Source organism: Streptomyces sp. NBC_00490, from assembly GCF_036013645.1.
GTDB lineage: Bacteria > Actinomycetota > Actinomycetes > Streptomycetales > Streptomycetaceae > Streptomyces > Streptomyces canus_F.
Genome location: NZ_CP107869.1, coordinates 10083535 through 10098397 on the forward strand (window position 1 = coordinate 10083535; position 14863 = coordinate 10098397).

Here is a 14863-nt window from a genome sequence, read left to right on the forward strand (position 1 = left end):
CACGCTTCCGACGCGAAGCGGTGGCTGTGTCACCTTCTGTGGACGTCATCCGACGAGTTCGGGGATCACGTGGCGTGCTTTCGCGTGATGGCTGACGCGAGCGTGTCCGCCCGGCTGGTAGCCGTGTTCCTCAGGACGAGGGTGGCGGTGGGGTTGAGTGGTGCCCGAAAACGAGGATCTGCCACTGGCCGACCGTCCGATCCTGTCGGCTGTGACGTTCGCCGGCAGTGAGTCGGTGGCCGAGGCCCGGGATGCAGCCCGGGCCTTCCTGACTGAGGTGCAGGCCGTGCACGCCATCCCGGTGTCGGAGCGTGCGATGGGCCTGGTGCTGCTGGTGGTCAGCGAGCTGGTCACCAACGCGCACAAATACGCCCCCGGTCCGTGTCTACTGGACCTGGAGATCAACGACGGCGCGGTGGAGGTCAGCGTGTGGGACACCGATCCGACACTGCCGGTGGCCCAGCGCCCTGATCCGGGCCGGGTCGGACAGCACGGCCTGGAGATCGTGATCGGCGCGTGCCGCAGCTTCGAGATGCGCCGCGAGCCGGTGGGGAAACGCATCATGGCCGCCATCGCGCTGGCCGACGATCCCGGCGGGAACCCGGCAGGCCGCCTGATGTGAGGGACCACGCGATGCCTCCCACCTGGCACGACTGGGGTGGAGACAGCGGGGCCCACGAGATTTCATGCTTTCGACGAGAGCGGTGTGGACCGGCCGGCGCCTCTACTGCAGGCCCAGGCCTGCGGCTCAGCGGCTGGGGGTAGGGTTGCCGATTCGGTGATCGAGGCAGGGGTGACGGATGGATTGGCGTGAGTACGCCGAGCAGATGGCTCTGCTCGCCCGGGATCTGCTGGCTCGGGACTCGGTTCAGGCGACGCTGGATGAGATCGCGGCGTCGGCGGTGAAGCTGGTGGAGGGCTGTGACGCTGCCGGCATCCTCGCGGTCCGCAAGGGCCGGGCCGTGACCCTGGCATTCTGTGGGGACGTCGTCCAGGACTCGGACCGACTCCAGGGCGAGCTGGGCGAGGGCCCCTGCTTCGACCTGGCCCGCCGCAAGGACGGCGAGCGGGTGTACCGGATCGCCGACATGTCCCAGCCCCAGCCGACGTGGGAGCGGTTCGCCGCGCAGGCCCAGAAGCTGGGCATCGGGAGCATGGCCGGCGTCCTGCTCTATACCGACAACGAGGACTTCGGCGCGCTGAATCTGTACGCGCGCCGTCCGGGCGCCTTCGGCCAGGACATCGAGACTGCGGGCTGGCTGCTGGCCTCGCACGCTGCCGTCGCGTTGGCCGACGCCCGTACCATCGACCAGCTGCAGCACGCCGTGGAGACCCGGGAGGCCATCGGGGAGGCCATGGGCATCCTCATGGAACGCCACCAGCTCAGCAAGGAGGATGCCTTCAGCGTGCTGCGCCGCGTCTCCCAGGAACACAACATCAAGCTGCGCGACGTGGCCCAGAAGGTACGCGCCGAACGTACCGACCCTGTCTGACGGGCCAGGTACGGGACGGGGATGTGAGGAGGGCCGCGTCCGGGCCGGCTGCCTGCGCCGGGTCGGTCGTGGTCGGGCACAGCGACCACGGCGCCGCCAGCCCCTCCTTGAGGAGTAACGCCTTAAGCGCTGCGTAGCGGTTGCTGAAGGGGTGCCCGGTGAGGTCCTGTCCGTGTACGCGCAGCAGGTCGAACGCGACCAGGTGCGCGGGGAATTCGACGGCCGCGCGGGCCGCGGCCGTGCCGCGGTGGTGCATGTGTTGCTGGAGACGCTCTGGGTTCAGGTCGGAGATAGGCGGGACCCATGCATCGGGGCTCCGGCCGTCTCTTTCGCGTCCTGACGCTCGGACGTACGGCCCGCAGAGACGGCTGGGACACACGGCCCGACGCTCTCGGGAACTCGCACCTGCCGCGATTGTGACCTACATCTGATTAGCATTCAGAAGTTCGTTTTCTGCAACTTTGTCGTACGTGGCGTACAGGTCCTGCGTGCAATCAACCACGAGAGGAGGCCACATGGCCTCATCAGGCCGTCGTAGATCGCTGCTGCACCACACTTCTTCTCGACACGACCTTGAACTGCGTGCCGCGGCACCGCACTTCGGGCGGCGCCACTTCTTCACGATCACCGCGGCGGCCGCCGCGCTCGCCTTCACCACCAACCTGCCGGCCCGGGGCGTGGCGGGCTCCTCCGAGCTCGACGCGGCGAGGATCCCCAGCGACCCGTTCACGCTCGGCATCGCCTCCGGGGACCCGATGCCCCAGTCCGTACTGCTGTGGACGCGGCTCGCCCCCGCCCCGTACCAGGCGGACGGCGGTCTGCCCGGGCAGTACGTCGCGGTCCAGTGGGAGGTGGCCACCGACGAACGCTTCGCCCTGACCGTCCGCACCGGCCTCGCCATCGCCTATCCCGAGTACAACCACAGCCTGCACGTCGAGGTCGACGGCCTCGACCCCGACCGCGTCTACTACTACCGGTTCAAGGCCGGAACCTGGATCAGCGAGACGGGCCGCACCCGCACGGCCCCCGCCACCACGGCCGCCGCCGCGACGCTCACCTACGCCGCCGTCGCCTGCCAGGCCTACTTCGACGGGTACTACACGGTGCACCGCCATCTCGCCCAGGACGACGTCGACGTGGTGTTCCATCTCGGCGACTACCTGTACGAGTACGCCGTGAACTCCGTGGGCGGCCACCGGAACTACACCGACCGCAAGCTGCCCGACCTCTTCAACCACGAGGCCATGACCCTGGAGGACTACCGGCTGCGCTACGCCCTCTACAAGAGCGACCCGGACCTGCGGGCCGTCCACGCAGCCCACCCCTTCGTCGTCACCTGGGACGACCACGAGACCGAGAACAACTACGCGGGCGCCATCAGCGAGAACAACGACCCGCCGGAGACGTTCCTACTGCGCCGCGCCGCCGCCTACCGGGCACACTGGGAGAACCAACCGCTGCGCAACGCACAGCTGCCCAGCGGCCCGGACAGCCGGCTCTACCGCCGGCTCCACTGGGGCACGCTCGCCCAGTTCGACGTTCTCGACACCCGTCAGTACCGCTCCGACCAGTTGTACAGCGACGCCAAACACGCAGTTCTCGGCCCCGAGGTGGACGACCCGAGCCGCACCATGACGGGGGCGGCGCAGGAGAGCTGGCTGATCGACGGCTGGCGCGCCTCCGAGGCCCTGTGGAACGTGATGCCGCAACAGGTCTGCTTCTCCCAGCGCAAACTCGACCTCAACGCGGAGCCGAAGATGTCCATGGACGCCTGGGACGGCTACCGGGCCTCCCGTCGGCGGATCCTCGACGGCGCGAAAGCGGCCGAGGTCGAGAACCTGGTGGTGATGACCGGGGACGTGCACGTCGGGTACGCCTTCGACATCAAGGACGACTTCGACGATCCGGCGTCCAAGACCCTCGGCACGGAGATCGTCGCCACGTCGGTGGCGAGCGGCCGGGACGGCGCCGAGAGGCCACCCAACTGGGACACATACCTCAAGGCCAACCCGCATCTGAAGTTCTACGACGGGCGGCGCGGCTATGTGAGGGTCACCCTGGACCGTCAGAAGGCGCGGGCCGACTTCAAGACCGTGTCCGCCGTGACGACGCCGGGCGCGCCGATCACGACCGCCGCGTCCTTCGTGACCGAGGCCGGCAACCCCGGACTCAAGCCCGCGTGACACCGGCACCGGGACGTCGACACCCGTACCGGGGTGCCGACCCGTCAGCATCCGGTGCTCCGCCGGGCGGGCCCTTCGCGTCGTCCAATGCGCGGAACGGCCGGGAACCGGACATCTTCTGAGCCCTCTTCGGCAAAACCTAAGGTTTCGAGGCCCTTCTGCCACCGAAACCCGAGGAGACGCCTGATGGTCCACAGACATGCCGGAGTCGGCTGTGCCGCCTTGACGGTGCTCGGCGCGCTCGCGCTCGCGGGGCTGCCCCACACCGCAGCCGCGGAGCCCCCCGCGCCGACACCGGCACCCTCCGCCGCCGAGACGCTCGGCGCCGACAAGCCGTCGCCCGCACTCCTGAGCGCACTGGTGCGCGACCTGGGCCTGACCGACGCACAGGCCAGGACGCGCCTGGTGAACGAGGCCGAGGCGGGCACGCGCGCCGGCCGGCTCCAGAACGCGCTGGGCAAGCACTTCGCGGGAGCATGGGTGAGCGGCGCGACCTCCGCCGACCTGACCGTCGCGACCACCGACACCGCGGACGTCCCCGCCATCGAGGCCGGCGGGGCGAAGGCGGCGGTCGTCAAGACCGCGCTGGAGGACCTGAAGAAGGCCAAGACGAAGCTGGACGGCGCCGTGACCGGCAAGGCCCTCGACACGCCGGTGCGGTACGTCGACGTACGGACCAACCGGGTGACGGTCCAGGCGACGAGCCGTGCCGCCGCGGACACGCTCATCGCTGCCGCCGAAGTCGCCGCAGGGCTCGTGGACGTCAAGGTGTCGGCGGAGCAGCCCCGCGCCCTGCACGACGTGCGGGGCGGTGACGCCTTCTACATCGACGACCAGGCCCGCTGCTCCGTGGGATTCTCCATCACCAAGGGCGAGCAGCAGGGCTTCGCCACGGCCGGTCACTGCGGCAATGCGGGCGCCAAGACCACCGGCTTCAACAAGGTTGACCAGGGCACCTTCCAGAACTCCGTCTTCCCCGGCCAGGACATGGCCTGGGTGGGCGTCAACAGCGACTGGACCGCAACGCCCGCCGTCAAGGGGGAGGGTGACGAGAACGTGCAGACCGCCGGCTCGGTGAAGGCCCTGGCGGGCGCCGCGGTCTGCCGGTCCGGGTCGACCACCGGCTGGCACTGCGGAACGATCGAGCAGCACGACACCAGCGTCAGCTATGCCGAGGGCACCGTCGACGGTGTGACCCGCACCACGGTGTGCGCCGAGCCGGGCGACTCCGGCGGCTCCTACATCTCCGGAACCCAGGCGCAGGGCGTCACGTCGGGGGGTTCCGGTGACTGCACGAGCGGCGGAACGACCTTCTACCAGCCGATCAACCCGGTGCTCAGCGCCTACGGCCTCACCCTCAGCACCAGCACGGTCGAGAGCGGTACGGCCGCGCCCCAGGACGCTCAGACCGGCTGGGCCGCGGGCCAGGTCTACGACACCGGAGCGCGCGTGACGTACGACGGCGTCTCCTACGAGTGCCTGCAGGCGCATCAGGCGCAGAGCGCGTGGCAGCCCGCCCTCACTCCGGCCCTGTGGCAGCGCCTCTGACGAGCGTGGCGATGCCGCGGCGCGAGGTCCTCGGACTCGGTCCTCGCGCCGCGGCATGACGTCGGCCGCTCCCGGCCTGTCGCGCCCTACCTCGGTCGGTGTCGCGCTATGCCTCGGTCAGCAGCGCGTACGCGGTCGGTATGAAGGCGTCGCGAGCGCGGAAGCGGCGCGTGCACATGGCGGCCAGCGCCGTTCCGGTGTCGGGCCTGAAGCCCAGGAAGGCCTGCTGCCCGAGGGTGGCCCCGCCGTGGAAGTACATCGGACCGCGCTCGGTAGGGTGCTGGAACCAGGCCACCGTGTGCACATGCCGGTGCCCGAGTCCGCGCCGGAGCACGGGGCGGCGTACCGCCCGCAGAGCGTCGGTCAGGGGCCGGCCCGCCGGGTCCAGGTGTGCTTCGAGGAACGTGAGCAGGTCGTGCGGGGTGGCCCGGACGGCGCCGGCCGCCTGGAAGCCGCCGACGGACAATGCGGGCGTGGGCGTCGTACCGTCCCTGAGGTGTCCGACGGCGTCTGTGTCCGTGCCGCCGGGGCACAGGGCGGTGCCGCTCAGCCGGAGCGGACGCAGCACCTGACCGGTGAGCAGTTCGTCCCACGGCGTCGCGGTCGCCGCCACCAGCGCGTGACCGAGCACGGCGACACCAAAGTTGGAGTAGTGCCAGCGGGTGCCGGGCCTGCGGCGCCGCCGATGGCGCAGAAAGGCGTCGATCACCCGCTCGGCCGGATAGCGGGCGTAAGGGTTGGTGCGCCAGGTGGGCAGCGCCCGGACGAAGAAGTCGGCAGGAAGGCCGGGCAGTCCGGAGGTGTGGGTGATCAGGTGGGCGAGCGTGACGGGGTCCGGGCCGGCCGGCCGAGCCGGGTCCAGAATCGTGGCGGCCGGCTCGGCCGCAGACAACAGACCCGTCTGCGTCAGGTGGGCCAGCAGCAGTCCGGTGAACGTCTTGGAAGCGGACCCCATCTCGTAGCGCAGTTCGTGGCGCGCGACGGACGGGGGCGGCGCGCTGCCTCCACATCGCACCGTGCGGCGACCGTGCCGGGAGAACGCGAAGACGACGTCGGGTGCGTCCACGGCGCCGACGGCCGCGTCGAGCCGCCGCACCACGTCGCCGTCGGCATCTGCGGATGCGTCCATTGGCGGGCCACCGGGCGGGAGCACGCCGGTGGCGCCGAGCGGATCACCCGGCCAGGGGACGGGCCGCGTGGTCATGCCGGTGTGCGCACCAGCCGCGCCATGGCGCGGGAGGTGGCCAGTACGGAGGCGAAGGCGGCGACCAGTGTCGAGTGGTAGACGATGTCGAACACCTCGTCGGGGTCGCCCTCGGGCATGGTGCGGATGGCGGGCATCGCGCCGTCGGGCTGCTGGGCGGCGGCGAAGCCCTCCCAGGCCCGCTCGTCCCAGGTGGGGCGGGGCAGGCAGGCATCGACGACGAGCAGTTCGCCGAGCAGGTCCCAGCGTTGCAGGTCCAGCCAGTCGTCCAGCCAGGCCGGCAGCCAGGTCGCGAGATAGTCGGCGATGTGTGGTGGCAGACCGTCGGGACGCTCTCCCCAGTTGGTCAGGTGGAAGACGGTGTGGGTGATGTCGTAGGCGGTGTGCCCCTCGACCGTCCAGGGTTCGGGGGTGCGCCCCAGCCATGTCTCGGGGACGATGTCGGCTTCCGGCGGCCGGGGCGGCAGGCCGAAACGGCGCTGGTACGCGGACAGGCCGAGGCGGCGGACCGGCGCCATCTCGAGGGCGGCGTGGCTCTCCAGACGCTGGTTGAGCAGGAAGGCCTGCTCGGCCTCGGGACAGCTGTAGCCCAGCTCCTTGAACGGGAGGTACACCTCGAAGGGGACGGGAGACAAGGGCTCGGTCGCCTGGCCGAGCACCAGCATCCGGCCGCCGTCCAGCGTGTGACGCCAGGCATGGTCGACCAACTGCCGTGCCAGCTGGGCCTGTCGCGATCCGGCGACGCCTTCGCGGAACAACACCTTGCAGATCAGGGCCAGTTCGGCGACCGGTTTGAAGCGCTCCAGAAAGCCGATCTCGGGATCGACGTCCGGCTCCAGCCGGAAACCGTCGCGGTGGGCATACAGCCACTCGAGGGCGCCGGCCCCGACGTTGTGCACGAGACGGGTGCTGGTCATCTCAACCCTCCTTGTCCACTCCGCGCCGCCGCGCCGTCCTCGACGGCCCCGCGCAGACGGTTGATGGTCAGCACGGCGGCGAAGACCGTCATCAGTGTCGAGTGGTAGCAGTCGATGAAGTCGTGCGCGCCGCCATGGCCGCCGCGGCCGGCGCCGACCTCCGGGACGGCCCCGGAGTCGTCCTGCGCCACCGCGAGCCTCGCCCAGGCGTCCTGGAACAGGGCGCGCTCCGGCGGACCCGGCAGACTGCCCGCCACGGCCAGGAGTTCGCAGCTCAGGTCCCACTGCTCGTCCTCCAGGCAGGTGTCGAGCCAGGACGGAAGCCAGTGCCGGAGGTAGGCCGCCACCGGCGGGGGTACGGCCTCGGGGGTCCGGCCCCAGTCGGTGAGGTGGTAGACCACATGGGTAAGCGTGTAGCCGGCGGCTCCCTCGAAGGTCCATGGCTCCGGCAGACCGGCGAGCCAGGTGCGTCGCAAGGCCTCAGGCAGGTCCGCGTGTTCCGGGATGCCGCTGCGGCGCTCGGAGTTGAGCACGCTCAGGCGCCGGTTCGGTTGCTGCTCCGTCACCTGCCAGCTGCGGGTGCGGGCCACTGTCGTGGTGGCGCTCTCGTAGCCGGCGTGGCGCAGGCCGGCCGACGCGAACGCCGCGTAGATCTCCAGCGGGTACGTCGCGAAGGGTTCGAGGCGCTGCAACTCGACGAAAAGGGCGCCGCGCCCGGTCTGTTGCCACGCGAACGCCAACAGGTCGGAGGCGGTCACATGGAGCGGGTCGGCCGGATCGGTGTGCCGACGTACACAGACGCACACCTGGGCCAGCTCGCCGAGGGGTTTCCAGGTGAGGTTCACATTGCCACGTTCGGCCAGCGCGTCCTCGCCGAGCCGGAATCCGTCGCGGTGGGCGGACACCCAGGCCAACGCGGCCTCGGCCATCCTCCGGACCTGGCGCGCCTCCTGGGTCTCATGCGCCGTCACACCGGCACTCCGGCCCGCATCAGCTGCGCGGCCTGGACCTGCAGCGCCACGCGTGCGTCGGCGCGGCCCATCTGGGCCACGAACTCCAGGCCGGTGTCCAGCCCGAGGGTTTCCGGCACGTCGTCCAGGAGGACCAGCCAGCGTCCCGCTCCGGCCGCCTGGAGCCAGTCGCGGCGGCGGACTGCCCGGACGAATCCCCGGGAGACGTCGACAGGGCGGCCGCGTGCCACGCGGGCCACCGCGCAGTCCTCGTCGGGGAGTGCGAGCGGGGCGAGCACCGCGAGTTGGTGGGTCAGGAACTGCCACGGGGCATCCTCGAGCCATGTCGCGTCGGGCTCGGCGTCGTGGTCCCAGTCGCCGTCGAGGGACGCGTCCAGCCGCAGGAGTGCTCGTCTCATGGCCCAGTGACTCCACACCGAGGTGGGAGAGGCGTCCGCGGGTGGCGGGTAGGCGTGCACGGCTTTGCTGAACATGCTGAGATCGTCGGACTCCGGGGGCGCGTTGCGCAGGGCGCTCGGCAGGACGGCATCGGCTCCCATCACCCGTATGGCGGCAAGGGCCAGACCGGCGGTCACCTCGGGGTCGTCCCCCTCCGCGAGGCTGCCCGTGAGCCGAAACGGGTCCCCGCTCCGGAGAGCGGAGACCAGTTCCGTCGTAAGGCCCTGCACTGCGCCCGCGAGGCGGGTCGAAGTGCCTGACTTGTCCATTCGGTTTCTCCCGTCAGCCCTTCTTCGGACGTGGCGTCGGAGGCGACAGCAGGATGTTGCTCGACGAGCTCGTCAGGGCGAGCGCCGCGCACTGGCGGCTGTCGCGGTAGTAGCCGTCGGCCTCGACCGGGTCGAGAGCCGCCTCCACATCGATCCCTTGGACCTCGATGAGGTCATCGAGCAGAAACTCGGTGGCAGACATACCACCATCTCCTTTGTGAGAGATGTGCTTGTCTTCTCCCATGTCACCGCATCTGGCCGACTTATGCAAAAAAGATTGGTATGTCCCGAATGGTCTGATCTTCAATTTCCTGCGTGCGAGTAGTTGAACGACTGACGTCGTCCGGTGTTCAACCGCCGGTCAGGCCCGGGCGGGACGGTGGCGCGGACCGAGGGGTGCGTGCCACCGTCCCGAGCTGCGGGATGCGCGCCCCACACTCATGATCGTTCTGCTCGGCCTCACCCAAGATGGAGCGCTCTGGAACCGTCCCGGCGAAGGCCGAGTAAGGGCGGCAGGCCGTGATGGGTGCTGGGGCGGGGGCGCCTGACAGGATGTCCGATCGACCCTTCTGAAGGAGACGGTCGCTTCGCGGCTGGCGGCGGTGAGCGCGGTGGAGGTGGTCGCCCGACACGGTCTGGCCCGTGTCCAGGACGGCACCCTCCAACTGCACCGCCGCACCCAGGACTTGCTCACGGGGCAAATGACCCGCCAGGAACACGGCCGGGCGGAGACGGATGCCGGAGCACTCCTGGCGGGCGGCCAACCCCGGCCGCCCAGACAAACCGCAGTACTGGCCGGTCTGGCAGGTCCTGCTCCCACACGCCTTGGCCCTCGACCCCGCCCAACTCACTACCAGCCGGGGCCGGGGCGTGGTGAAAGAGGCGTGCCCGCCGGCATGCCCCTCAGGGCACCGAGCTGCCCTCGAGCGGTGAAGATGGTTGATCCGGTGTCTCAGCGGAGGCGGTTCCCCGACCTCACCGGGCGGCCCACGGCTCAGTTGACCGGTCTCTGTCCGTTCGTGGAGTCGATCGGGTTCTCGCCGGGTGAGGTCCTGGCCGTGTACGCGCAGCAGGTCGAACGCGATCGGATGGGCGGGGGAGTTGACGGCCGCGCGGACCGCGGCCGCGCCGCGGTGGTGCAGGCGCTGCTGGAGACGCTCGTACGCGAGCTGACCTCCCTCTCACGTTGAGCTGGCAGTCGACCGCTGTTTCGTCGGGCAGTTGCCGGACTGCCTCGTTGATCTCCGGAGTGCGACGCCAGGACCGCGCGCGAGTCTGCCGGGCAGTACGCCCGAGGTGTAAAGCGCATCGTGCTCCAGAGCAGAGCGCGTCACCCGGACGACGTTGATCGCCATGGCAGAGGGCGAGAATTCTGTGTGTCTCCCGGTCTTGCGCCCAGTGGGCCAACACATACTCTGCGGCGCCAGGTTGTTTGCCCGGTTCGCGGAATTCCCTGCGGCTGGAGCCGTCCCCGCCCGATGTGGGCGGGCTGCGGACGCGTTGTCACCGCTTCTCGGGTGGGATGAGTGCGGGGGGCGTGGTGGTGAGAGTGCGGGCGAAGCTCAGTGAGGTGGTGAAGCATTCTTCGACGTCCACGTTGGACAGGCCCGCCCATGCGTGATCGGCGCCGGGGACGTGGCGGAAGTCGACGTGAGCGCCTGCCTGGCGTAGGGCTACGGCGAGTTGCTCGCCCTGGGCGGGTGGGATGAGCGAGTCGTCTGTGCCGTGCAGGATGAGGAAGGGTGGGGCGTCGGCGGTGACGTGGGTGACCGGGCTGGCCGCACGGGCGAGTTCGGGTGCGGTGGCCAGGGGCGCTCCGATCAGCAAGGCCTCGCGTGTCGTGGGGTCGGAGGTGTCGTAAGTGCCGGGCCGGGACTGGGCGGGCAGCGTGGTCAGGTCGGTGGGTCCGTACCAGGCGATGCAGCCGCGCACCTGGGTGGTGAGGGCCAGTAGGGCGGCGAGGTGGGCCCCGGCGGATTCGCCCCAGGTCACGGTTCGGCCGGTGTCGAGCCCGAGTTCGTCGGCGCGGGAGTTGAGCCAGGCGGTGGCGGCGGTGACGTCGTCCAGCTGAGCGGGGTAGATGGCTTCGCCGGTGAGCCGGTAGTCGAGGCTGGCGACGGCGAATCCCGCCTGTGCAAGGCGGGCGAAGGGGCTGGGGCGCCAGTGTCGAAAACGCGGTCCCATGTCCGTGCGGGTGCCCGTGCGCCAGCCGCCGCCGTGGATGTAGACGATGAGCGGCAGCGGGGCCTGCGGTTCGTCGGGCAGCCATAGGTCGAGTTCGAGTGGGCGGATGCCCTCGGGGGCGGAGTAGACGGCGCCGCGCAGCAGTCGTGTGCCGGAGGCGGGGTGCGCGGCGGGCGGCAGTGGCAGGTGGGCGGGGGCGAGTGTGGCGAGCAGGGCGGCGAGCTCGGGCGGCAGAGGCATGGGGAGTCTTTCCGAACGAGACGGACGGCGGGTATGGGTCCGGGAGACGGGTGGCGGGTACGGGGGCGGTGTCTGGGGCGCGTGGGAGGGTGCGGTTGGTGCCGGTGTGCAGGTCAGTCAGGTGTAGGCGGTAGACAGGTGCAGCGGGAGGCCTTTTCCGGTTCGGCCAGTTGGGGGTCATGCGGAGGCGCCGGAGGGGTGCGGTGGCGGGCCAGCCGTGCGCTGAGCGCCATGGCGGCCCGCTCCCCGAGGCCGATGCCCAACAGGCCGGTGAGCCCGAGCAGGGCCGGTGCCGGTGCCTTGAGGTCGCAGGCCCAGTAGAGGGCGCCCATTGCCAGCCCTGCGGCAAAGGAGATCGCGAGGCGGCGTCCGAACGCGGCGGGGCCAGGCCGACGTGTGGCCCTCACAGCAGCCTCTGCAGCATGCTCTGTCCGAGCAGTATGCCCAGCAGGCCGGCCAGGGCGACGGGCGGAGGAACGGGCGCTTTGACGCGCAGCGCCGCGTACAGGACGCCGACCAGGGTCCCGGCCAGCAGGGTTTGGACATACGCCACCGCGGTCAGTTCCCGGTGCGCCACTGGTGGTTGGGCAGGAACCTCACGTCGTACTCGCGCGGGACGGTGCCGAATTTATGCGGCTCGGGCACGTACGGCTGCACCGGCAGGCCGAGTTCTTCGGTGGGCGTGCCGAGGTGTTCGAAGAACCGCTCGAAGGTTCCGCCCGGGCCCGCGGCGACCCCGACGATCCGGCTGTGGTGGCGCTCGATGCGGTAGGCGTGCGGGCAGTTCTTGGGTACGAATCCGAAGTCGCCCGCGGTGAGGAGCTTTTCTTGCTGCTCGCCCTGGAGGTCCTCGACGAAGAGGCGGACCGCGCCGTCGGTGACGTAGAAGACCTCGTGGGTGTCGGCATGGGAGTGGGCGGGGATGAGGTCGCCCTTGGGGCCTTCGACGGTGAAGAAGTTGAAGGCGTTCTCGGTCTGCTCGCCGCCCGCGTAGACGGTGACCAGGTCGGTGAACAAGTGGGCGCGGTCGCCCATGCCCTTCTCGATGAAGTAGGGCTTGCCCTGCTCGGCGGGGATGCGGGACCGCGATCGGTAGCGGGTGGCGAACTCCATGGTCATGGGAAACCTCCGGAGGCGAGGAAGCAAGGAATGTCAGGCTACCTGACATTCGAGAGAATGGTGCTCCACGGTGACGCTGGTTTTGCCGGATCGGGGTCGCCGGTGGACTGTCGCTATGCTCGCCATCCCGTCCCGCTGAGGAGCCATGAACACACCCGCGCCGAACCTGCCCCAGTTGCTCACCGAGGCCAAGCGGTGGTTCGACGACGCGTTGCTGGCCAGCATGGAGGCCGCGGGCGAGCAGCCGGTGACCGTCGCCCAGGCCTCCGTCTTCGCCACGCTGGACGAGGACGGTACGACGATCTCCGAACTCGCCCGCCGGATCGGCGTCACCCGACAGACCGTTCATCAGGCCGTGCACGGCCTGATCGGCATGGGGCTGCTGTGCCAGGTCCCTGACCCGGCCTCCGCTCGCAGCCGCTTGATCCGCCCCACCGGCGAAGGCGTTCGCGTCCATCACCGGGCCCAGGCCGCGCTCGCCGTGATCGAAGCCGAGCTGGCCCAGCGGATCGGCACCGCCGCCGTCGATGCGCTACGACAGGCGCTGACCGTCTCCTGGGGGGAGCCGCCCCTGGTGGCGGCTCCCTGAGTTGCTGGAGGCGGTGCCGACGTGCTGCCGCCGAGGCGTGTAGGCCGACATGCCCGTGTGTCAGTCCTGCTCACCGACCACGTCGATGGTGCAGGCGTGCGTGCCCGGTCCGGTGGCCACGGTGCCTGGGGGTCCATCACCGGAGAGGCGATACGGCCCAGCGCCGTCTGCGGGCCCGTCTCGGCGGGCGTTTCGCACTCGGGGGTCAGGTGCGCTTCAGGGCCACTGCGTCCGAGATCAGGGCCATGCCCCGCAGTGCGGCGGCAATAGGCCGGTGCACCGTTCCGGTGCCGGAAGCGGCACCGGAACGCGGTCGGCGCCAGTGGAGGCGGCTCGGCGGACGCCATCGCCGACGAGGTCGCGATGTCCGGCGGCGAGGAGCGCCGGGATGCCAAGCACGCCGCCGTGTACGACCACTGGCTGTGGCCGGACTGCGAAAGAACAGCGCGCTTTGCCTGGACACGACTTCGTGGTGGGTGGACGGCGGCATACAGCTCACCAGATGGAAATCCCTGGCCCGTGCCTCCGCCCGGAAGTTGACGATCAGGGGGATCGCGAAACTGATGCGGTGGTGATCTTCATCCAGAGAGTGGGTCGGACTCTGCGCGGAGCGGCGGTTGGGCAGGTCGGTCGTGGGTTGTGACGGTGACGCGGTACAGGCCCTGCTGGGGGAGCGATGCCAGTGCCACGAGGCATGTCCAACAGGAGCGAACTGCCGTATCGCTCCTGCCGATCCAGCCGACACCATTGCACCCATGACTCCCCGCCTGCGACTCAGCCGCCACGTCCTTGAGGTCTGTCACCCCGGGGGGCCTCCCTGAGACGATCGGGTGGATCGGCACCCGCTTCGGCACGATGGCCGCCATTCGGGACACCAGGGAAGTCCCGAGGAGTGAAACCGGCCGGCGCCGCTGGTGCGTTTCGCCTCTGGACGTACCAAGCCTCGCTCACCCGTGCCGACGAGGCACGTCCCTTACAGCCGGTCTGATCCGCCGGGCAGGCCCTGGGGTCCGGGTGCCCCTGCGCGCAACCCGTCCATGACGATGTCCAGCAGGCGCGTCGCCCTCGACTGCCAGTCATCGTGCGGGGCGAGCTGCCACAGGCCGGCGATGGCCAGCATGAAGTCGTCGGACGTGACGCCGGGACGGATCGTGCCGGCCTCCTCGCAGGCGCGGAGCAGAAGGTCCGCCGCGTCGGTCACCGGCGTGTGGCCCGGCTTCGTTGCCTTCCCGGACGAGGTGGCCTGGCGGATCGCCTCCGCCAGGCCGGCCTTGGTCATCGCGAACCCGGCGAGGTGGTCCATCCACGCCCGCAGCGCGCGGTCGGGCTCCCTGGTCTCCAGCAGCTCGGACGCGGAGTCGGCGATCTGCTGCACCCCGTGGCGGTAGAGCTCGAGGACGAGCGTCTCGCGGTTGGGGAAGTTCCGGTAGAACGTGCCCTGGCCGACGCCCGCCTTCTTGGCGATCGCGCTCAGCGGGGTGTCGGCGGCCCGGGAAAGTTCGGCGAGAGCCACTTCCAGGATGCGTTCGCGGTTGCGCTGCGCGTCCGAGCGCATGCGCGGGTCGTCCTTCTGCCGCACTCGTCCTCCTCGCCGACTCGTGTCCGAAAGCGGTCCTTGAGAACCGGACAGTTGTCCACTACGTTCGGACCGATAGCGGACAGCTGTCCGCTTGAGCTCACTCTAGCGTCGGACTGACGCCCCGACGTG

The 14863-nt window shown here is 70.2% G+C and carries 16 protein-coding genes; 6 read left to right on the top strand and 10 right to left on the bottom strand.

Annotation, left to right across the window (positions count from 1 at the left end):
* Positions 1-211: 211 nt before the first annotated feature.
* The 4 genes from OG381_RS46075 to OG381_RS46090 all read left to right on the top strand — a co-directional run bounded on the left by OG381_RS46075 (position 212) and on the right by OG381_RS46090 (position 5224).
* Positions 212-622: an ATP-binding protein gene (locus OG381_RS46075; protein ID WP_443062000.1), complete on the top strand. Its 411-nt coding sequence runs from the start codon at positions 212-214 to the stop codon at positions 620-622.
* Between the two features lie 178 nt (positions 623-800).
* On the top strand, positions 801-1493 hold the full coding sequence (locus OG381_RS46080) for a GAF and ANTAR domain-containing protein (RefSeq protein WP_327721963.1): 693 nt from the start codon (positions 801-803) through the stop codon (positions 1491-1493).
* 515 nt (positions 1494-2008) lie between these two features.
* A complete protein-coding gene (locus OG381_RS46085; protein WP_327721964.1) occupies positions 2009-3676 on the top strand; it encodes an alkaline phosphatase D family protein in 1668 nt (555 codons plus the stop codon).
* Between the two features lie 186 nt (positions 3677-3862).
* Entirely contained in the window at positions 3863-5224 is a 1362-nt protein-coding gene (locus OG381_RS46090; protein ID WP_327721965.1) for a carbohydrate-binding protein, read from the top strand.
* Between the two features lie 106 nt (positions 5225-5330).
* Here OG381_RS46090 and OG381_RS46095 read toward each other — a convergent pair whose 3' ends face one another.
* The 5 genes from OG381_RS46095 to OG381_RS46115 all read right to left on the bottom strand — a co-directional run bounded on the left by OG381_RS46095 (position 5331) and on the right by OG381_RS46115 (position 9225).
* Positions 5331-6353: a serine hydrolase domain-containing protein gene (locus OG381_RS46095; RefSeq protein ID WP_443062001.1), complete on the bottom strand. Its 1023-nt coding sequence runs from the start codon at positions 6351-6353 to the stop codon at positions 5331-5333.
* A gap of 71 nt (positions 6354-6424) precedes the next feature.
* A complete protein-coding gene (locus tag OG381_RS46100) occupies positions 6425-7345 on the bottom strand; it encodes a DUF6895 family protein (protein WP_327721967.1) in 921 nt (306 codons plus the stop codon).
* Complete coding sequence (locus tag OG381_RS46105) at positions 7342-8274, bottom strand: DUF6895 family protein (RefSeq protein WP_327722734.1); 933 nt, start codon at positions 8272-8274, stop codon at positions 7342-7344. Before OG381_RS46105 ends, OG381_RS46100 begins: the two co-directional genes overlap by 4 nt.
* Before the next feature lie 38 nt (positions 8275-8312).
* Entirely contained in the window at positions 8313-9023 is a 711-nt protein-coding gene (locus OG381_RS46110; RefSeq protein ID WP_327721968.1) for a hypothetical protein, read from the bottom strand.
* Positions 9024-9036: 13 nt separating this feature from the next.
* Positions 9037-9225 (bottom strand): hypothetical protein, encoded by a 189-nt coding sequence (locus OG381_RS46115; protein WP_327721969.1) that lies wholly within the window; start codon positions 9223-9225, stop codon positions 9037-9039.
* A gap of 745 nt (positions 9226-9970) precedes the next feature.
* On the opposite strand from OG381_RS46115, the gene OG381_RS46120 reads away from it, so the two are divergent.
* On the top strand, positions 9971-10213 hold the full coding sequence (locus OG381_RS46120) for a hypothetical protein (protein WP_327721970.1): 243 nt from the start codon (positions 9971-9973) through the stop codon (positions 10211-10213).
* Between the two features lie 313 nt (positions 10214-10526).
* On the opposite strand, the gene OG381_RS46125 is transcribed toward OG381_RS46120, so the two are convergent.
* The 4 genes from OG381_RS46125 to OG381_RS46140 all read right to left on the bottom strand — a co-directional run bounded on the left by OG381_RS46125 (position 10527) and on the right by OG381_RS46140 (position 12566).
* On the bottom strand, positions 10527-11447 hold the full coding sequence (locus OG381_RS46125; RefSeq protein WP_327721971.1) for an alpha/beta hydrolase: 921 nt from the start codon (positions 11445-11447) through the stop codon (positions 10527-10529).
* Positions 11448-11560: 113 nt separating this feature from the next.
* On the bottom strand, positions 11561-11854 hold the full coding sequence (locus tag OG381_RS46130; protein ID WP_327721972.1) for a DUF1427 family protein: 294 nt from the start codon (positions 11852-11854) through the stop codon (positions 11561-11563).
* Positions 11851-12000, bottom strand: coding sequence for a DUF1427 family protein (locus OG381_RS46135; protein WP_327721973.1), 150 nt, complete (start codon positions 11998-12000; stop codon positions 11851-11853). The genes OG381_RS46130 and OG381_RS46135 overlap by 4 nt, the downstream gene beginning before the upstream one ends.
* Positions 12001-12005: 5 nt before the next feature.
* Positions 12006-12566: a quercetin 2,3-dioxygenase gene (locus OG381_RS46140; RefSeq protein ID WP_327721974.1), complete on the bottom strand. Its 561-nt coding sequence runs from the start codon at positions 12564-12566 to the stop codon at positions 12006-12008.
* A 145-nt stretch (positions 12567-12711) separates the two neighbouring features.
* Between OG381_RS46140 and OG381_RS46145 the strand changes: the two genes are divergently transcribed.
* On the top strand, positions 12712-13155 hold the full coding sequence (locus tag OG381_RS46145; RefSeq protein ID WP_327721975.1) for a MarR family winged helix-turn-helix transcriptional regulator: 444 nt from the start codon (positions 12712-12714) through the stop codon (positions 13153-13155).
* 973 nt (positions 13156-14128) lie between these two features.
* On the opposite strand, the gene OG381_RS46150 is transcribed toward OG381_RS46145, so the two are convergent.
* A complete protein-coding gene (locus OG381_RS46150) occupies positions 14129-14710 on the bottom strand; it encodes a TetR/AcrR family transcriptional regulator (protein WP_443062072.1) in 582 nt (193 codons plus the stop codon).
* Positions 14711-14863: the final 153 nt, after the last annotated feature.